The 19032-nt window shown below is 45.6% G+C and carries 16 protein-coding genes and 2 pseudogenes; 2 read left to right on the top strand and 16 right to left on the bottom strand.

Annotated features, from left to right (window positions below; all coding sequences use genetic code 11):
• From C5471_RS21340 to C5471_RS21355, 4 genes and pseudogenes are all read right to left on the bottom strand, one after another.
• Nucleotides 1-779 (bottom strand): annotated as a pseudogene (locus C5471_RS21340) (hypothetical protein); the annotation flags it as partial.
• A 141-nt stretch (nt 780-920) separates the two neighbouring features.
• Nucleotides 921-1190: a PAAR domain-containing protein gene (locus tag C5471_RS21345; protein WP_133814598.1), complete on the bottom strand. Its 270-nt coding sequence runs from the start codon at nt 1188-1190 to the stop codon at nt 921-923.
• Nucleotides 1191-1225: 35 nt separating this feature from the next.
• Nucleotides 1226-2059 carry a DUF4123 domain-containing protein gene (locus C5471_RS21350; RefSeq protein WP_133814597.1) on the bottom strand — a complete coding sequence of 278 codons (834 nt, stop codon included), beginning with the start codon at nt 2057-2059 and terminating at the stop codon, nt 1226-1228.
• Nucleotides 2052-4025: a type VI secretion system Vgr family protein gene (locus C5471_RS21355; RefSeq protein ID WP_133814596.1), complete on the bottom strand. Its 1974-nt coding sequence runs from the start codon at nt 4023-4025 to the stop codon at nt 2052-2054. Before C5471_RS21355 ends, C5471_RS21350 begins: the two co-directional genes overlap by 8 nt.
• Before the next feature lie 476 nt (nt 4026-4501).
• Here C5471_RS21355 and C5471_RS21360 point away from each other — a divergent pair.
• Nucleotides 4502-4825: pseudogene (locus C5471_RS21360) on the top strand (transposase); the annotation flags it as partial.
• Nucleotides 4826-5001: 176 nt separating this feature from the next.
• Here C5471_RS21360 and C5471_RS21365 read toward each other — a convergent pair.
• From C5471_RS21365 to C5471_RS21420, 12 genes are all read right to left on the bottom strand, one after another.
• A complete protein-coding gene (locus C5471_RS21365; protein WP_133814595.1) occupies nt 5002-6117 on the bottom strand; it encodes an ATPase, T2SS/T4P/T4SS family in 1116 nt (371 codons plus the stop codon).
• Between the two features lie 14 nt (nt 6118-6131).
• Complete coding sequence (locus C5471_RS21370) at nt 6132-7229, bottom strand: type II secretion system F family protein (protein ID WP_133814594.1); 1098 nt, start codon at nt 7227-7229, stop codon at nt 6132-6134.
• A gap of 6 nt (nt 7230-7235) precedes the next feature.
• Entirely contained in the window at nt 7236-8798 is a 1563-nt protein-coding gene (locus C5471_RS21375; RefSeq protein WP_133814593.1) for a GspE/PulE family protein, read from the bottom strand.
• Between the two features lie 22 nt (nt 8799-8820).
• Complete coding sequence (gene pilP / locus C5471_RS21380; RefSeq protein ID WP_133814592.1) at nt 8821-9360, bottom strand: type IV pilus biogenesis protein PilP; 540 nt, start codon at nt 9358-9360, stop codon at nt 8821-8823.
• Nucleotides 9347-10609, bottom strand: coding sequence for a type IV pilus inner membrane component PilO (locus C5471_RS21385; protein ID WP_133814591.1), 1263 nt, complete (start codon nt 10607-10609; stop codon nt 9347-9349). Before C5471_RS21385 ends, pilP begins: the two co-directional genes overlap by 14 nt.
• Nucleotides 10610-10645: 36 nt before the next feature.
• Entirely contained in the window at nt 10646-12247 is a 1602-nt protein-coding gene (gene pilN / locus C5471_RS21390; protein WP_133814590.1) for a PilN family type IVB pilus formation outer membrane protein, read from the bottom strand.
• Between the two features lie 4 nt (nt 12248-12251).
• Nucleotides 12252-12593 carry a toxin co-regulated pilus biosynthesis Q family protein gene (locus tag C5471_RS21395; protein ID WP_133814589.1) on the bottom strand — a complete coding sequence of 114 codons (342 nt, stop codon included), beginning with the start codon at nt 12591-12593 and terminating at the stop codon, nt 12252-12254.
• 80 nt (nt 12594-12673) lie between these two features.
• Complete coding sequence (locus tag C5471_RS21400; protein WP_133814588.1) at nt 12674-13198, bottom strand: hypothetical protein; 525 nt, start codon at nt 13196-13198, stop codon at nt 12674-12676.
• Between the two features lie 51 nt (nt 13199-13249).
• The gene (pilV, locus tag C5471_RS21405; protein WP_166296373.1) at nt 13250-14869 is read right to left on the bottom strand and encodes a shufflon system plasmid conjugative transfer pilus tip adhesin PilV; all 1620 of its coding nucleotides are present in this window, start codon (nt 14867-14869) and stop codon (nt 13250-13252) included.
• Between the two features lie 99 nt (nt 14870-14968).
• Nucleotides 14969-15766: a prepilin peptidase gene (locus C5471_RS21410; RefSeq protein ID WP_133814587.1), complete on the bottom strand. Its 798-nt coding sequence runs from the start codon at nt 15764-15766 to the stop codon at nt 14969-14971.
• 169 nt (nt 15767-15935) lie between these two features.
• Nucleotides 15936-16508: a type 4 pilus major pilin gene (locus C5471_RS21415; protein WP_133814586.1), complete on the bottom strand. Its 573-nt coding sequence runs from the start codon at nt 16506-16508 to the stop codon at nt 15936-15938.
• A gap of 527 nt (nt 16509-17035) precedes the next feature.
• Nucleotides 17036-17293, bottom strand: a complete 258-nt coding sequence (locus tag C5471_RS21420) for a hypothetical protein (RefSeq protein ID WP_242688810.1) — start codon at nt 17291-17293, stop codon at nt 17036-17038.
• Between the two features lie 272 nt (nt 17294-17565).
• On the opposite strand from C5471_RS21420, the gene C5471_RS21425 reads away from it, so the two are divergent.
• Nucleotides 17566-18888, top strand: coding sequence for a hypothetical protein (locus C5471_RS21425; RefSeq protein WP_133814585.1), 1323 nt, complete (start codon nt 17566-17568; stop codon nt 18886-18888).
• The last annotated feature ends 144 nt before the right edge of the window (nt 18889-19032 follow it).

Below are 19032 nucleotides of genomic sequence, written 5' to 3' on the forward strand. Positions count from 1 at the left end.
ATGTCCAGCAGTCTTATTTCCTGGCTGCCTTCACGAGAAAACAGTGTTTGCAGCATATCAACTGCCTGAAAACCTTTATTCACTAACCCCAGTTTTTTGCGCTTTGTTTTAAACGCCTCTTTCAGTTTATGAGTTAATTTTCCGGAATAAGGGCCCAGTGTATAATCAAAGCTTCCTTCAATCGCTAACGTGTCCGTTAATTCATAACCGGCCGTGCGTTTATGCCAGTTTTGACCCGGCCTTTTCGCCTGCGGATTGGTTTTTTTCCTGTCCTCAAGCGCCTCGGTTTTTCTTTCCGCCACACTTCTTTCCCGTATCGCCTGCTCTGCCCCTATTGTCACCGCCAGCGTCCATTCATATTGAGGCAAAACATGGATTTTCGTATAAAGCGCATCGACCGTGCCCAACAACAATGCCTTCGTCTTACCGTTCGTCAATCGAAATGAACGCGTGACAAAAGGCTGGCCGTAACATTGTGTCAGCTCAAGAATATAATCGGTATGGGGCAAATGACTCAGCTCTCTTGGCTGAAACAGTGACGATGCAATAAAGCCCAGCGGATCATTTTCTATCGGATCCTCCGGTAAGGTGTGGCTGGAAAAACGGATTTTATCCTCGCTGCCTGGGCCGTTTATCGGGTTTTTAGCCCATTCATGAAACTGAAACACTGGATTATCCGGGCTATAAAAAATCGCTTTCGGGCATTGTGGATTGTCAGATATACACCGTTTCCCCACCAGGGAAATCATCACAGGGATGCCGTCGGTTTCATCAACCACCCAAATATCCCCTATCGGTTCAATCTGGTTATAAATAAAAACCCGTTTTCCGATTTTTAAGGTTAATTTGTGAATGCAAGGGTCCGGGATTTTACAATCGCATACGGCGCTTTTCATGTTAACTGAGAGCATGTTTTTTCCTTAGCCAATATTGACACTACCACCACCCATCACTATTCCGCCACAATTCACCGCATCACCGGTTCTCGCAGCAGGTTTACCCTCAATAAAAACGGTGTTGGAGCCACCGGCAATTACTCGTGAATGGGACGAATGAGACGCCAAAATATCCCCCTGACGAGCCAGAGGAATACCATCGGCTTTTACACTGGCAGCGCCCGAAATAACTGGCGTTGCTTGACAATCATCATGCGCCGTACCGATATCACCTATTTTTACCGCATTACCCATATTCTCCTCCTCATATTTCACCAGGTTAAAAATAATTAGTCCTTAAACTGGAACCAAGGTGACGATGATCTCTTTAACTCCTGAAATAACAGTTTCTCAGCCCGAATATGCCCCGGTTCACCGATATTATTCAATATACGTTTATAGCGGACAGGCGATTCTTCAACAGATCGGTATCTTTGTGAAAAGAATAATTTTAAGATCCCTCGGATACTGTGATCATCCGTGATACCGATATTTTTTAATTCGGTAATCAGGGCCCGGATATAACCAACGTAATCAAATCCCTCAATAACTTCCCATTCGATAATTAATGCCACTAATGTCTGTACATAACGCTCAGCAAAAGCAGCATCAATTTTTTCCAATTGTTCTGGCGTAATCGACAATAGCTTTCTTTTATTACTGGCACCTTGTGGATATTGTTCTCTGGCCGCGAGAAAATCATGGCATTGAATATTGCCCTGATAATCAGTGGCAATTTTATCTATCGGCCCCATAAAGCAGTGAATTTCCCAGTCACTGAGTACGTTGAGAAACTCCCAGATATTGCGCGGATCATAAAACCGGAAGAAGACCGGTTTATCCTGACCGGGTAATAATACTTGTAAATGCTTACGCAGATGCCGACGTAATGTTTTCATGTCCGCCTGAGTACTCAAGTAAATTCCCCAGGGGGTTTTCCACTCTTCCAAGTAGAGTTTAAATTTTTCTGTTACCTCCACTAAATAAGGCGCAACCTTAAGTAATTCAGGCGATAAAGATTCATCGTAAAGACACGTGTAAGGGGGCTTAAAATGCCCCAATATAAGCAGCAACTTCGATTCTGTTGCAGCGTCAACGACAGCATAAAGTTTTTCTTTAACCATTGTGACTTTTCTCCATCGGACAATGTGCAACAAACATCGAACCGGCATGAGCGGCACTTTGCAAAATAGCCGGATTAACCGGTTGTAATAAGACGCCGGGATTACCCCCCGAATTCAGGTTAATAGACGCCCCCTTAATATCCACACCACCCGCATGAATGACAATAAAATTACTGCCCACTTTCAGGGTGATTTTGCCGCCGCTTGTTACGGTGATGTCATCACTGGTATCGATACTGAATACGCCCTGTATTTTCTGTATCACATCGCCTTTAACCTGCAAGGCTTTGTCACCGTCAACCTGAGCAATATAATCACCGGTGGTTTTATGATCCTGTTGCCCCTCAACGGTCACTTTACGGTTATTGGCAATTGCCAGTTCGTCATCATGTCCAATCGTGGTGGTGCGGTTGTAATTAATTTTTTCATCCCGGGAATTACGCACCTGGATCGCCAGATTTTTCTGCGCATGAATAAACACCTCTTCCCGGTCTTTTTCATCCTCAAACCGCAGTTCATTAAACCCCTCGCCTTTATGGGTTTTTGAACGAATTGACATCTGGGTTTTTGCTATCGGCAACCGGTTCGGCACAATATTGCTGGCATGATAGGTGCGCCCAATAATAATCGGCTGGTCCGGGTCACCATGTAAAAAATCCACCAGCACTTCCTGACCCACACGCGGAATGGCAATCATGCCCCAGCGCTGGCCAGCCCATGCCTGGCTGACTCTGATCCAGCAGGAGCTGTTATCATTAAATTTGCCGTATTCGTCCCAGGCAAACTGCACCCGTACCCGCCCATACTCATCACAAAAGATCTCTTCCCCTTCCGGGCCAACCACCGTCGCAATTTGCAAGCCGTCAATGCGCGGTTTCGGGTAAGGTGACGGACGCCATACCCGATTACAATCACCAAAGGTGAAGCTGTTGGTTAACGTGGTCCCTGTCTCACCAAAACGGGACTCATCGGCCTGCGGTTGCCTGCCATGGTGACTGATTTCAATCACTTGCCAGAGAACATTAAATTTCTCTTTCGGGTGATCGGTAAGCGTAAACCCCGAAGCCGCCGAAAGGGCAAAACAGTCACTTTGCCCATGACCGAGCATGGCGTCACGGCGAAGAGCTTCCAGACGATATTGACTGATCCGCTGTCCTGATTCGTCTTTATAGCGCCCGGGAAAATCATAGTAATAGTAACTGTGCAGATCTGAGCGTTGATGGTTAAGCTGACGTTCGTGATAGAAATATTCAGCCGCCCAAACGGGATTTTTAAAGGTACGATCGCGCAAAAAAACACGGGCAATGCCAACCTGTTCACGCCAGCGAAATTGATTGATACTGCATTGGCTTCCTGTCGCATCCCATCCGGGATGATAAGGCAGTGAATGGTTGCCGTTTGTTCGATAGGAATCAAAAAAAACCACTAACGGTTCACCCGGCTCCTGGTTGAACGCAAAGTAATAAAATATCCCTTCATCCGCCAATAAGCGCTGGAGAAACACCAGGTCGCTTTCATCATACTGAACACAAAATTCCCGCTCAGGATGTTCATAACGCAGGTTACACACGAAGTTCCTGACACCATTTTCTTTCAGCAATTTTCCAACAATATCGGTCACCGACTGGCGCTGAAAAATACGGGAATTAACCCGTAATCCCGCACGCCATAAACCCGGATGCAGGGTCAGGGAATAATGACTGCGATGACGACCAGTCGTGCTTTGTTCAAACAGCGTCACAATGCCGGTCACACTGCGCTCCGGTTGCCCGTCGCGATAAACGGTCAGTGTGGCGAAATTATCCAGCACATCAGCAAAGTCAATATCCGGGTCAGCGCTGGTTAACGTGGCTTCCAGGCAGAATAACGTTGACAGCGCTTCATTCAGGGTAAATTCAACCACAGCAAAAGTTTGCGCCGGGAGATTACCTACGGTGAGGGTAAAAACCCGTCCTGGATCTGCCATTATTGACCTCCTAACTGAGCGAGGTTGACGCCCAGGAAATGAAAGAAATTATTAACCGCCATCGGTTTAGTTAATAACCCTATGAATGGGAGAATAGAAAAGGGAAGAAATAAAACACTTATTTTATTTTAATAACGAAATTTTATTCTGTAAAAATGAGTTTTTTTGCGGGATGTGACAAATAACGATAAGAAATTTAACGGGTTAGAATTAACTGCCTCAATGTGATTAAGCAGGATCGCTGACCTGAACCCGCGATAAAACACAGTAGCAGACCTTTAGCACTTCTACATATATCGCACCTTACCAATACCACATAACGCTATTTAATCTGAGATTTTCTTAGATAATGTCGTCATAAACGCAAAAAATAAAGCTAACTAACCCGAATTCTGGATAAGAAATTGACGTGAAGCCTGTTCCTGGAGCAATGTTTTGGTGCACACCTAAACAGCTCCGGGGAGGAACAGGCCATGGTTTACGCCGACAAGGATTATCTCAGCCAGGAACTCGCTGACGATTTAACCAAAACCGGGATCACCTTTATCACTAAAAAACGCCGTAATATGAAAGCCCACCGCCTTGCTGAATGGGATAAGATAATGTTATCAAAACGATTTATCATCGAGACGAGCAATGGGCAATTAAAAACCCTTTCTCAAATAGAGCATTCGCGCCACCGAAGTATAAAAGGATTTATGTTGACCGTGTTAAGCGGTTTGATTGTTTACTGTCTTAAATGGAAGAAGCCATCACCGAATGTTTTCTATTCGGAAGACGATTTTTCAGTGACGGCTTAAACAGAATTCGGGTTAACTAAATGCACATACCATTTATTACGCTAAAATAGCCATTTAAATGAAGACAAAACAAAAAACTATTAACCTATTAACCCGTAAAACAAATCTCTTTTTAAAAAGTAAAAACTTTTTATTTAAAACTGTGCTTTGAGAAATCTGTAACATCAAATCCAACCTCAAATACGTGGCTTGAATTCACAATGACCATTACTCTGCAAGCACAAGACATTCATGTTGTAACGATCATTCATAAACCCAGAAACTTCACAAATTTCCGTCACCACTCGTCCCGGTTCCGCCACTATCTTTTCTATCACTATCACCAGATTCACACTCTTGGCGATCATCCAACCGATCGTCTCAGGCGTGAAACTCTGCGCGGCTTCATCTTCATAAATGTAATGCGAAAGTTTTTGCAGCCCCTCCTCAGATGAGTTGGCATGTATTGTTGTTACACCTCCAGGGTGCCCGGAGTTCCAACTCTTGAGCAATGTATAGGCTTCACCACCGCGAATTTCGCCTACCACGATGCGGTCCGGACGCAAACGCATCGTCGTCCGCAGTAAGCGGCGCATATCCACATCCTTACTGGTTTGTAACAGTGCACGATTAGCATTGTTAAGCTGCAATTCCATCGTATCCTCAATCGCCACGATACGGTCACTCGGGCATTGCAGACTAATCTCATGCAAAATAGTATTTGTCAGCGTCGTTTTCCCGCTACCGGTACCGCCAACGATCAAGATATTCTTGCGCATAACTACAGCTTCACGAATTGCCTCAATCGGGTGCTCAAAGCTGCGTTTGTGGATCGCTAACCCGGAAGTCTGCCGCATGGCGGTAGCACCTATCGGCTTAATAATGCCGCTTTTCCGGTAATCAGACAGCAATAATACAACGGGAGAGTGTTTGCGAATGGCGATAGCAGGCGCATTTGCCAACGGAGGCAGTACGCCGGCAATGCGGGCGCACCCCAACGGGAATTCACCTTCAATCAGGCCCATATCGGTACCAATAGCCGATTTTTGTAATGAAGCAGAAATAAGCAAAATCCGCTTCGCCGCCTCTGACGGAAAATCGGATTGAGCTTCATTCATGCTCTGGTTATGCAATTCAATCCACAGTTTTCCATCAGGATTAATAATGATTTCTATCACATTCTTGTCATCAAGCGCTTGAAGGATAATCGGTCCGCAAGCCTGTCTAAGCTCATCCAGCATTTCCTTACAGCATGTACCATCCGCTCCCTGACCTTCACGGGTTTCAGTTTCAATGTCCTGTCTGATTTTCATCGTTAATCCCAATATTAGGCAGATGGTAAAGATAGCGACTGTTCAATGGCATTTTCAATGCCAGACACCGCCGTGACGACCAGCATCAACATGCCACCAATCATCAGGATCGAAGCCAGCAGGAATCCACGGGTGACTATCTGAACCTTGACTATCGTTTCATCCAGCCAGTGCCGGGCAAACTTCGCCATCGACTGATCAAAACCCTGCAACCGTGACAATAGCCTCAGATAACTGATCGCCTCGTTATCGGGAAAACGATAACCCGTATCGCGCAACGCCTCGCCAAAACCAGCCCCCATTGAAATATGTTCAAGCGTGGCAGCAATACGTACATACAACCAACGCGAACCCGCCTGTTCCAACAGCAATTCCAGCGCCGATTGCAACATCATCCCTGAGCGGATCAGCAACGATACATTCAGTATGAACATGCTGCCATGAATAGTTCTGTACAGTGACCACGGTGGAAACCGGTCAAGGACTGTTCGCAACCGCCCGCCCAAAAAAGACATTGATAATGACAATAGCACTATCAATATCACCAGAAATATCAGCGAATACAGCCCATAGTCATTGACAAATGTTCCCATCACATAAAGGGTATAAGCGGCACCATCCCAAGTTTCCGGCTTAGAAACAGCCGCCAGTTTGGGAACCAAACTACCCGCCACAATGTGCAACAAGGCGCATATCATCCCAATCAGCACCGCCGGATAAATAGAGGCACCGATAACCGCATTGCGGATCTTACTACCCGCTTCGATCATGGCGATCGCATCCATGAAAGCACTATGTATGTCGCCAGAGCGCTCGCCCGCAGCAATCACCGCGACTTCATTAGGACCAATCCATTGCTGCAAGCTCTCTGCCAAAGTGCTGCCCTGGCTCACAGATTCATAGCAACTACTCAAGACCAACGCATAACCACTGTTGGGTTTCTGGCCTTCATCGCTGGCGATGTTATACATCTCGTGTAACGCATCAATCAGCATGACACGATTTTCCAGCATCATAATAAGATGCCCATAGAAACGAACCCGCGCTTTTTTACCGAACTGTATCTTCGCCATTCGATAGTGCAGTCTTTCAACAAAATCGGTCAGGAACATGGTGTTTTACTCCATTTGATGGATCGTGGGGATAATCGGCCCCATTACGCGTTCTCCAGCACGAGGATCGATGATTCCGTCATTTATTTTGCGAATAAGCGCGTCAATCTTGCTTAAGCCATCCATCTCCGTAATCCAATACCGGGTTGCTGCGTGATGATGACCGGTTCGATAGGCTTGCATTAAGCCCGGAGAAGTATGTACCACTTCAGCGACTACCGTTCGCCCCATGATGCCGCTCTGCTTGCAGTAATCACAGCCTTCCCCCTGTAAGCAAACCGATTCCGGCCGGCAATAAAGATTCAGCCGTTTTAACAGACGCTCGGAGACTTCCTGTTCATGCCCTTGTAAGGAAACTTTGCAATGAGGACATAACACCTGAACCAATGATTGACTGACTAAACCAATCACCAATCGCGGATCCATCAACAGTGATTCCATTACCGCCTCATCCTGCAAACGGGGCAGGATCGCTAAAGCATCGTTTGCATGTATCGTGGTCCAAATGAGATGGCCTGTCATTGCGGCGCGGAACGTCATCTTTGCGGTAACTGCATCACGTATCTCGCCGACCATGATCACATCGGGATCGAGCCGCATAGCATCAGCGATTGCCATTGCCCATTCTTGTTCAACAACCACGCTATCACCACGATCGCCGGTTATGGGCGACTGGTTAGCGCCTTCAATCTCATATTCAGGTGGATCTTCAAGCGTGAGCAAATGAATCCCCGCTTGTTCAGCTATCAACTTCTGCATCACAACTTTCAGGGTAGTGCTCTTGCCGCTGCCAGTCGCGCCGGATAAAAGGACAACCCCGGCCCGATGGTCCATCAGCTCTTCCAATATCTGACACTGTTCCGGCAAATAGCCAAGATCGCTCAAGGTGCACACCGTACCGGGACTATCCGCATACAGCAACCTCAGTACCATTAACATGCCACGATCAAGCGGACGGGTATTAATCCGCGCCCCAGAAAGCCCGCATTCGGTAAGAAATTCATCCTTCATGCGCGCACGCTGTGCCTGCATCGGCTTAAAAGTCGGCTCTGCCACGTCACACATACTTTGGTAAATCGTCGCACACAGTCGTAATCCTTCTTCCGGACGCAACTGCTCCACAGGCCGCAAATAACCATCAATACGACACCGGATCTCACAATAATTATGGCGAGCGACGATATGTAAATCCGATGCTCGCTCCTGCGTGGCTTCACTGATTAAGCGAATGATATAACGCTGAACATCGGACTCAGTGCCTCCCAACCCATGGCTATGGTGATGACTCTTGCTGAGACGGTACAACTCCAATATGTTCCCCATCCCACAGGTGACTATCTGATAAATGAAACCGTGTCTTTTAACCGTTTCCTCATAAGCCAGTACATGGGGATCGAGCCGGTGAGAGGCGGACACAGCAAGTACGCATTGCCCCTGTTGCTGAGGTAACTCAATAAGACATATCAAACTGCGATTCGCCAACTCTATTTCAAGTGCACCGCTCAAAGCGGATAACACTTTCGCCCCCTGCCTGACCATACACAGCAGATCGGAACTTGTTATTACCATAGGAATTTCCACCTATCAGCAATTAACGACTTAACGGCAACGGCGGTGCAACCGTTAAATCCAGACTATCCAATAACGATGCATCATTCGTCGCAGTCAGTCCCACATCATAAAATCGCCCCTGTTTGGTAAAAGTGACCACTCCGTTATTAATGCGGATCACTTGGTAACCATTCGGCAACCGATCACCGGCTTTCACATCCATAATGCCTCCCGAACGAAACCGCAGCGTGGCAATCAGAGCATTGCTGCGCCCAAAGATTGACTTAACTAAAGGCAGATCATTATTAGCCGCACCGCTTTTACTCACGACGCTGGAAATTTTATCGAGTTCAGCCTGCGCATTTGCTCTAGCCGTCTCAGCTTTAAGTAACATCACCTCGGTCTGTAACTTTGCCAATTGTTCAGCAACACTGTCAGTCGTTGCTGTCGGCAATGCCGGTTTCTGCACAACGGGTTTTGCCTGAACCGTCGAGATCTCAGCAGGTGATGTTTGTGCATATGCCAGGGAAAATACCGACACCACAAAGACACGGATCATAAACTGACTAATTTTTTGCATAGAAAACTCCACTAAGCTCCCACTGAGGAAAACCATCAGATAACACAATTCTGGCACTGGTGACCCTCAATCCAGGGAGTGGCTTACCTGAAAACAAAGCATCTGGCGGTAATTGAGAAGAGAGCGTCCAGCTATAAGTCTGCCAGTCAGGGTTAGCCCACACATGAGTCTCTCCTTCTACCTCAGGAGGAGGGGGTGGCAGAACAGAAGCACTTTCAGTTAAAACCGGAGGCGGCAAACCCAATGCCTGGAAATAAGACATTAACCCAATCAGCGCCTGATCTGACGACGGCAATGCGTCGTCGTCGCCTTCCGGCAGATCCTCACTCTGCTGATTGAACGGTATTAATACTTGTGCCTGCTCTCCCCCATTGGAAATCACAGGGCCAGACCGGAATATATTGATAGCAGCAACCTGAAAAATATTGATCGGCATCCCTTCATGACGCTGGTAGCTCACGGAAACCGTATCCGTATCCAGGAGAATGGATTCAACCTGCCAACCAGCAAGGAATAAGGGAACCCTGGCTAAGGCTCTCTTCCATGCGGAGAACTGCCATTCCATTCGTGGCTGTGCAAGCCACGGATGCGGCGGCGGAATTTCCACTTCATTGGGTAAATCCGGGATGATCAATACCGTATTCTGCTCATAAATGTGCCACCCCCACCAGCCGCCGACCAGCAAAAGCACTAAACCTGTGATCATGCCAAAGAGCTTAATTTGATACTTCGACATTTCACCCGTTAAACTTTCCAGCTGACCGACAGATTTCTTCAATGCGGATTTCGGCAACAACTGTACCAACGGCATCTCCGGCCACAACGATTCAAACTCTTTCGGTGCATAAATCGCATTCCATACCCCGTTAGCTCCCTCTACCAACTGGACCGTATCACGCAACTTCGCTTCGATCTCTTCGCGGGGTCCGATCAAGTCACGCCCAGCCATGATTGCGCCCTGATGTACCGCGACTAATGCATAATGCCCATCAGACAAACGAAACGCGCCGATCCAGTTAGGTTTATCTACCACTTTGGCAAGGGCCGCAGCCAATGAATAATCACCCGGCACCCCAGCCTCCTTTGGTATATAACCGACCTGAATACCTTGCCCGACACGATGCCGGACAGCCAAGGTAAACCCCGCCGCAATCCCATTTCTGCGCATGTTAGAACGCGCTAACACAGTTACCGGTGGTCGCCAGATGATGCCTGCCACCAGAGTCTTACCATATAACTTGATTTGCATGACGTGCTCCACGTCTGTCTCTGTCTTGGTCAACTTTCAATCTACCACTATAGGGGTAATCATGACCACGATCACATTATGATTCCTTTTACCCTCGCGGCTTCCCCCCAGGAACTGATTATCCGGGCTGCCCAAGCCACTGCGTTCACTGGTATCTGACTGTTGCTCGAATCCTGACAGCACCAGGGTTTCACCTGAATGCAGCCGCACCTTCTGACTGAATGCACGTAAATCTATTGTCGGCAATTGCACCTGACCGGTCTCTTCCTTGCCAAATTTCGCCAGCTTTTTCAAATCGCTCAAACTAATGTTGTATTGCAACAATATTTGCTTGTCGGCCATGGCATAAGGCAGCATCAACATATTAAAACCGGTCGTCACTGTCGCGGGTTCAATCCCCACCGAAGTACCGATTTGTGGTGTCAGCGTGCTAGAAATTGATGAAACATAACCGGTCTGGGTTGCCACCTGCATCGGTACCGCCTGCAAATTCAATGTGGTAACCGAGGGTTGCGTCACTATGGATACTTTGCCTTGAGCCGATAACGCCTTAATCAGCAAAGTGCTGTCACTGAATGGTCCTTTGAGAATGTGGATATTGGTATTGATACTTCCCTCATCAATCACACTCGAGTTCTTATCACCCAATCCTATGTGAGCGCTTTTATAAGCCAACGACCAATCGACACCATACTGATCATCCCGATCAAACGTCAGATTAAGGATCTTGACATTAAGCACCACCTGCGTAGTCAGCAATTTATTCTGCTGATCAATATAATCCTTAACTCTGTCGAGTATTTCAGGTGAGTCAGTTACTGCCAATGATGCTGTTGCCATAGACAAGGTTAGATTACCTCCATCCGGCGTCAGCATCCCTGACACTGTTTTTTGGATCTCATCCATCACTGAACGTGTCAAAGAAGTCGCAAGGGTTTGAGTACTACCGCTGTTACCACTATCAGTCCCACCGGCTCCACCACCGAACGTCGCACTGGTCGTCGCGGTCACGCTGGAAGACAACGCATCTGTACCCGGCAATGCATATATTTGAAACACCCGCGTCTCTGTTTTGAAAATATACACTGCGCCATTATGTACTTTCCAATGCAACCCTGATGATAAAATGACTGAATCGAGCAAACCCGCCAGAGATCCATGCCAATTGACATTGATTTTCAACGCTTCCGGTTCACTACCTTCAGAGACTGACTGTGTACCTGAATTAACAACCACCACTCCCCGCTCACTTCCCTTTTCACCCGATGACGAACTGGGATACGCCGCAAGCCGTGCATCAGCACTGATCACGACCGATACACCGCAAATGCGTTTGACCTTGCCGGCAAATTCATTCAACGTCATCGGCTCTGCTTCCTGCAAGGTCAAGTTACAGGAGACAGTTTCACTCTCCTTCTTCGATGGGATCTCCTTGGTTGACACCCAATAACCATGCTCATGAACATGTACCGCAGTGGTGGCGGCACTATTGCGTAATCCCTTAATAATTTCGGTCGCATTCGCCATCTCAGTATCCGCCTGATGATCGACTTTGTTGATTGCCGCACAACCTGACAGACCCGCGGCTATGCAAGACAACAATATCAATCTGGGAAACGTCAAAAACTGGATATACATGTTATTACCCCTGAGCTTGTACATGAACAAGCCGCTGTTCCTGATAAATATCAACAGTAAAAGGACGGTTCGCCATCGTATAAGCGTCGAATAGCTCACTCATCGCCTGAATAAACGTCCCCTTAAAATGCAGGCCAGCCCGGATCGGAAAATCATAAGAGGCATCCCATACCACTTCATAGCCGGACCTACTCGCCCATGCTTGCGTAACATCACGCAGAGTTTGCCCCGGAGTTGCTGTCCACTCCGCAGCCAAAGGAGCCCGCGTTGGCACAGGTGTTGCGTAAACGGCGACATTTGATAGACAAACAACAGCCGTAAAAACATATGTGATTATTTTGTTCATGAGATCTTCCCAAAAAAAAGAAGCATAAAAAAACTTATCAATCAGTTAGTTAGTTGAAAAACCCATTTACCGAACAGCAATTACAGTATTTCCACCAACGCGCCGTCAGACACAAATTTCCGGACACCATCGGGTAATTGTCTGGCAAGCGGGCTGCCTATTCGTTTTCCCCTGCCATCGATCAGCCTGGAACCGTTCTTGAAACCGATCTGATCGGGTTCCGCCCCCCATCTCAGCAATTCCGCAAAAGCGCCATGTAGCAACACATTGTCACCGTAGCTGATATTTTTGCGGAAAATATAGACATGTGACCCTGAGATAAATGCTCCCCAGAGACACTTACCAGAAACGTTGTCACACCAAGCATCGGTGTTCACCCACTCCATGTGCATCGCAGTCAATACCTGCCGCATCTTCCGACGCCTGACCTCTCCCTGAGAATGATGATGAAGCAATTGCTCACTGGCTGAAGCATAACTACGAAACAACGCAGCCACATCCGTTCTGGCACGCACCGATTGCACACGGACTTCATGCAATAACTCGCCAAAAATCAGTTGCATAAAAAATACGATGACGATCCCAACAATAGCTAATGACCACATTTTTGTTCTCCTGCGAGTTAAAGACAGCAGAAATTCACTAAACCAAATTCATCAATTCCAAATAACAAGGCGCACGGGATGCGCCTGATCATCCGTTAGCATTTCCCAAATAGGGTCGCTGTTTTTAGCAGAGTGAAACACGCTGGTAATGTTATATTTGCGGTGCGGCCCGGCAATGAATGTCACAGCACAAGTCCCGGCATGCTGTAGGTTTATATTGGTACTACCTTCCAGATAATCCGTCAATCCAGAACCCTGAAAAACTATAGGTAAATCAAATGGTTGACTATTACCATTTTTATCCGCTTCATACACTGCTAATACGCAACGCATATGATAACCATCAGAAAGCGGTGGCATGGAGGCGGTGACTGGCACCGAAGAATCCGAATTATTGAAGAAAGGCTGACTGTTTGCCTTACCCCCACTGCTAACATAAGAGGTCGCTATCTCCCCCGTCAATTCAGGTTTCACCCCCGCCGCAGACCAATAGCCGCTGCCGATGACCGTCTGTTTCGCAAACAACCTCCTGCCGCCTCCGGTAGCCTCTCTCCATTGCAAAGCCGGAATACGGGCGCTTATTTGCTGACACACCAACAAATCTCCCTGCTTACTCATGGATACACTACCCAACGCCGGACAATCACCACCGGCAACGCTTCCGGTTTTGGTGTTTATCACTAAATTGTTGCCGACAACCACATCCTTATCTGCATGAACATCACCAACGGCCAAGGTACCTTTCTTATTAGAACTGGCGTTACCATCCAGGATAAACAACGTACCATGCGCCGGATTGACAACCATTTCCCCATCATCACCTTGCGCGACATAAGATTGTTTTTCCTGAGAGCGGGAAGAAAAAGCCATTTTATTCACACCATTAACAACACCAGCACCTTGCATCGACAGCGTATCCACCTGATCGAGTCTATTGCCGCCCATATTGATGCTGGTTTCCATCCGATTCCACTCAGGATGAGCGTCTATTTTTTGTCGATGAAGCAAATCACCGGCTAATGTACCTGGCCCATAGGTTGACGCGTCCCGGATGAACGGAGCATAAAAAATGCGTCCGATTTCATGAGGTTGCTCATGGAAAAAACCGGCAAAAGATTCAGGCGCATTGACCTGACCATAGCTGTTCCAATAAGTAGCCGGATTATGGCTGTCACGATCCCTGTAATCCAGGTAGAGACCGCCAACACCAATCAACTGTGCAATTTTCATCGAATGACCCGCAACATCCGGCGGCTTGCCGTCAACCATTGCCGGAACGGTGTAAATCAACGGATCAATGCGTTTCTTGCCATTAGGCAACATGACAACACGTAATACGCCATCATATTTCTGACCCAGCGGATTGACCGTATTTTGGTCCAGTCCCGGGGGTAAATAGGGGAGCATCTCTGCCCAATTGATGGGTGCCGGAGTGGGCCCCTGACTTAAAGCGGTGTAATTATCATTCACATAATCCACCACTGCATCGCCTAGATGTTGGATCTGCCCGGCAACCACCTGATTAACCAGCATATCACTCTGCCTGTTCAGATAAACCACACCAACCACCATCATTGACGCCAGCACCATCAGTGCAACCGTCACTTCCAGTAAAGTGAAACCGGCATTACGGCGACGTATTGTTAATATGGACACAGATTCATCATGCATAAATAGCCCTTCTTAAAAGTATGAACATTTATTTCATCCGATGAATTCTTTACCCAAAAGAGATCCCACCCAAGAGCGCTGCGCCAAGCTCATATCCGGCTATCTATGGAAAAACGCCACAATTAATCCAGCCATCGCCAAACCTGGCCCGAAAGGTATCTGCGGGACCGTTTTAATTTTGCGTCGCCAGCGGATCACCAGACAAGTTATCAGCGTAAACTCTGCCGCCAGCAAAACCACTGATGGAAGCGCTTCCACCCCCAACCAGGCACCCAGCGCCGCCAGGAATTTGGCATCCCCCATTCCCAATGCATCACGTTGAGTCAATTGCCGGGCCACCCACTCAACCAACCTGAAAAACAGATATCCACAAACCGCGCCACACACGGCCAAAGGCAGTGCCACAAATCCGGTAGATTGCAGATTGAACAGCAACCCTAGCCACAACAAAGAAAGTGTCAGTTGATCAGGCAGCAACATATATTCGAAATCAATGACTGCCAATGCCACCAACAGCGAACTGAACACCAGCAACCCCAACAACGAATAGCTCCAGCCCATATCTAAAGCCAGCAAGGAAAAAAGCACCGCTACCGTTCCCTCAACCAGCGGATAACGTATTGAAATCATTCCGTTACAATATCGACAACGCCCTTTCTGATATACATAGCTCAACAGCGGAATATTATCGCGGACCGCTAACGCATGACTGCAACGTGGACAATGCGAACCAGGAAAACAGAGGTTAAAGCCAACCGTCTCATGATTGATTTCAGAGAAAATCATGATCGGCAGACGGCAGATCACCACATTCAAAAAACTGCCGACACACAATCCCAGTAACCCCGACGCCAGGACCAAACACCCCACAGAAGATTGCAGCCACCCTATTACCATGATGATCTCCCGACACATTTAGCGCAAAACGCGCCCCATTCAGTAAGGAAAATAAGCAGTGAGGAAACCCCAACAAAACCAAAGCAGACCGGCCATTTTCCTACACCACAGAAAGTGTAGCTTGACAAGACGACCAAGCTACACATCACATAAAGACTTAATCAATGACCTAACTGGCAGAAATAAACGTCACCGTATTAGCATCATTGGCATTACATGCGGTATTAATTTGAGCCAAAGTTGAATCCGGCTTAATTTCCGTGGCCGACTGTTGCCCCTTCCCGCCACCACCACCGACGGTCATTTTCGACCAACCCGCCACCCGCAACTTCAACGAAAGTTGCTGGCAAGCTTCATCAGGCACATTCTGATACTCAATCTTAAACGTCTGAGCGGTAGCATCTCCCGGCGAAATAAGCACCTTGCCATTCCAGCTATTAAAAATAATCCCGCTGGTCCCATCCTGAGTCATATTGGCCGGAACAACCTTATAATGGATGGCAATCTTGTTATCCAAGCTGTCATAACCTTTAGCGCCGTTTTTAATTGATTTCAAATTTGCGGCCATCTGAGTAATATTCGACGACTCTGTTGAAATTTCCGACGCCCGGAACAACTTACCAATCCCCGCTGCGGCTGCGGCCAAAATCACAATGCCAACAATCATCACAACCAATGCTTCAATCAGCGTAAAGCCCGATTGATGCTTGGTTCTGAGTAACACACTGACTTTCTTATTCATGCTGATAACTCCAAAATCAAAATGATAGACGCGCTACAACGCGCGACTTCAGAACTGCCGCCTGAACCGAAAACTCACATGCTTACAAAAAGAAATAAAACATATACGTTATAATCACATTAATCAAAATATTTATAAAACTTAAATATTTCAAATTGAAATAAATCTTATGCGTTATAATTTGGAAAGTAAAATTGTTTAAAACGTTCAAAAATCACACGATCGATCGTTAAAAACTATCAAATATATTAATTTCCATCGTGAGTATCGATTAAAATTAATGGTATAGCTCATTAAAAAACCAAAGGATTTTATTCTGTCAATTAGTTAGAAATGATTATTTATAAATATTTTTAATTTATTTAGCGGGATTGTTGTTAAGCGTTACTGTTGTGACGTATCTGTCACAGATCACATTTTGGTGAAAATGGGGGTGGGATACTGGCCTATTAAATGATGTTTGAGATTTTCTATAACTAAAAAACAAACCCTATCTTTTCAATAGGGTTTGTCAACAGTCTGAGATATCAATTTGCTATCGATACCTTTCTTTGCAGATTATTATCACCGACTAAAACGCCACCAGCAAAAAGCAAAGCATCTTCAGGTAACAATTCACTTTTATCATCTGTTTTTTCTAACACGAAATTATATACGTTTAATGGATCTGTGTTTCTCAATTTAACTGAGCTAAGAGTAGTTTGACCATCACGTGTATATATTGTATCACCAGCCTTAAGTTCATCGGCTTTGACTATTCCTCGTAATCTTTGCCTTACATGCACCACCAGTCTCACGTCCAATCAACGACAAATCCGCGCCTATTGATAACCTATTGGTTCCCTTAGGCTTTTTATTCTCATCAATCAGAAAGTGGATCTAATAACAGAGCCAGATACAGAAAATAAAGGGTGCTTATAAGGGATTCAGAAAATCAAGTCTTTTAAAAAAAGGAGTTCAGGTACAAAATGATGCTATTGATTTGTTGGAATCAGACGTCATTAGATATAGTAAGTTGCCCGATAAATGGAAAGTTCCCGATCAGGGATTTGAACTAATGACGGAAGGAACCAGTGATGGTCGGTTTGAAAACATTTATAAGTTACGTACTGATAATACCGGTGTCAATATGCAGACAAACTATTATATTAAACAATACGGAGATTTCTGGCAGGTACGTTGGGATAATGATAACCGAACATGGAGGATAATGAACCCGGCCAATCCCGGTAGATTTAATTATGCAATTCCCGTTAAACGAGATAATAACGGGCTCTGGATTAAACATTCAGATGTTGGTTTAAGAGGTGGTGCTCTGCGGAGCAAATCGGCACCAAAACATATACAGAATATCGAGAAATCCCAAGCTAAAAGTATTAGAAATTTAATGTCGGATGCAAAAAGTAAGGCAATAAGAACATTAGAAAATAGTATAGAGACAATTGGGAAGAAGGAGCCAGAAACGATAAAAAAAGTGAACCGTGTGTTTGATATATTCCTTGGTGATCATTCTGATGGAGTTAAAAATAAAATAATGGAAAAATTAGAAGATCAAATCTCCTTTTTAAAAAAATTAAGCACAAATGATAATACTTTATATTCAGGGGGCTATGATAGTGATAAACCTATTACGATTCTTCAAACTACAGATAATTCTGCCGCATCTTCATATTTCCAAAAAAGAGAACCCATATTGACAGTTTATGCAGATGCTCTCGTTGATGGAAATAGACGGCTGGGTTATTTTGAGGATAAATTTAAAAATTTTATGTCTACTGCATTAATACATGAAAGTTATCATGCAATTAATCAATATGCGCCAGATATTGCTTACCCTAGAGTAAAAGATTCCTCACTGGATATATCTGATATTGTAAAATTATCAGAGCCTAAGCTTAGAGGAAGAGAAAATAATGAAATTATGTTAAAAGAAGGATTAACAAAGGAAGAACTTAGCAATAAATTAGAATTTTCAAATAAGAGAGTGCTAGAAAATCCCGATAACACCTCATATATGACAACTCTTATCAGCTATATCGACAATAATGATCCTCTGTATTTCGACTTTATTAAAAACTACGAAAAATGGAAAGAAAATACAGAATTGCCATTATTATGGAATTTTGAAGGGAATACAGCAGGCAAACCGTTAGTACTTAAAAATACCGATCTTGGTGAGTTAAGACACGGTAATATAGCACCTTTGATAGAAAAAGGTTTATTATCAGAAAATAAGATCTATAATATTGGCCTTAATTTTGATTATATAAGAAATGACAAGGTTGCAAGTACCATGGAGACTGCTAATCGTTTTTCAATGGATGATATTACTCACGTTACAGATAATTTACACGGAGTTTTAAGTACACGGAAGCACTAATAACCCAAGATTAGGGCCAGGGTGAGAGCGTGAGTGTTCATTGTTTAACCATCGAGCATAATCCTGCTATTAACACCTTGTCCATATAGGCACTATTCATACTGGTCATCTTCCGTTTGCGCCGAATACTGGCTTTTTCACTGG

Origin of the sequence: Photorhabdus tasmaniensis (assembly GCF_011189505.1) — a bacterium.
GTDB classification, from domain to species: domain Bacteria; phylum Pseudomonadota; class Gammaproteobacteria; order Enterobacterales; family Enterobacteriaceae; genus Photorhabdus; species Photorhabdus tasmaniensis.

Excerpts from the sequence above, each read along its gene's own strand:
- C5471_RS21345 (WP_133814598.1), bottom strand. The coding sequence starts at position 1,190 with ATGGGTAATGCGGTAAAAATAGGTGATATCGGTACGGCGCATGATGAT.
- C5471_RS21350 (WP_133814597.1), bottom strand. The coding sequence starts at position 2,059 with ATGGTTAAAGAAAAACTTTATGCTGTCGTTGACGCTGCAACAGAATCG.
- C5471_RS21355 (WP_133814596.1), bottom strand. The coding sequence starts at position 4,025 with ATGGCAGATCCAGGACGGGTTTTTACCCTCACCGTAGGTAATCTCCCG.
- C5471_RS21365 (WP_133814595.1), bottom strand. The coding sequence starts at position 6,117 with ATGAAAATCAGACAGGACATTGAAACTGAAACCCGTGAAGGTCAGGGA.
- C5471_RS21370 (WP_133814594.1), bottom strand. The coding sequence starts at position 7,229 with ATGTTCCTGACCGATTTTGTTGAAAGACTGCACTATCGAATGGCGAAG.
- C5471_RS21375 (WP_133814593.1), bottom strand. The coding sequence starts at position 8,798 with ATGGTAATAACAAGTTCCGATCTGCTGTGTATGGTCAGGCAGGGGGCG.
- pilP (WP_133814592.1), bottom strand. The coding sequence starts at position 9,360 with ATGCAAAAAATTAGTCAGTTTATGATCCGTGTCTTTGTGGTGTCGGTA.
- C5471_RS21385 (WP_133814591.1), bottom strand. The coding sequence starts at position 10,609 with ATGCAAATCAAGTTATATGGTAAGACTCTGGTGGCAGGCATCATCTGG.
- pilN (WP_133814590.1), bottom strand. The coding sequence starts at position 12,247 with ATGTATATCCAGTTTTTGACGTTTCCCAGATTGATATTGTTGTCTTGC.
- C5471_RS21395 (WP_133814589.1), bottom strand. The coding sequence starts at position 12,593 with ATGAACAAAATAATCACATATGTTTTTACGGCTGTTGTTTGTCTATCA.
- C5471_RS21400 (WP_133814588.1), bottom strand. The coding sequence starts at position 13,198 with ATGTGGTCATTAGCTATTGTTGGGATCGTCATCGTATTTTTTATGCAA.
- pilV (WP_166296373.1), bottom strand. The coding sequence starts at position 14,869 with ATGCATGATGAATCTGTGTCCATATTAACAATACGTCGCCGTAATGCC.
- C5471_RS21410 (WP_133814587.1), bottom strand. The coding sequence starts at position 15,766 with ATGGTAATAGGGTGGCTGCAATCTTCTGTGGGGTGTTTGGTCCTGGCG.
- C5471_RS21415 (WP_133814586.1), bottom strand. The coding sequence starts at position 16,508 with ATGAATAAGAAAGTCAGTGTGTTACTCAGAACCAAGCATCAATCGGGC.
- C5471_RS21425 (WP_133814585.1), top strand. The coding sequence starts at position 17,566 with ATGACGGAAGGAACCAGTGATGGTCGGTTTGAAAACATTTATAAGTTA.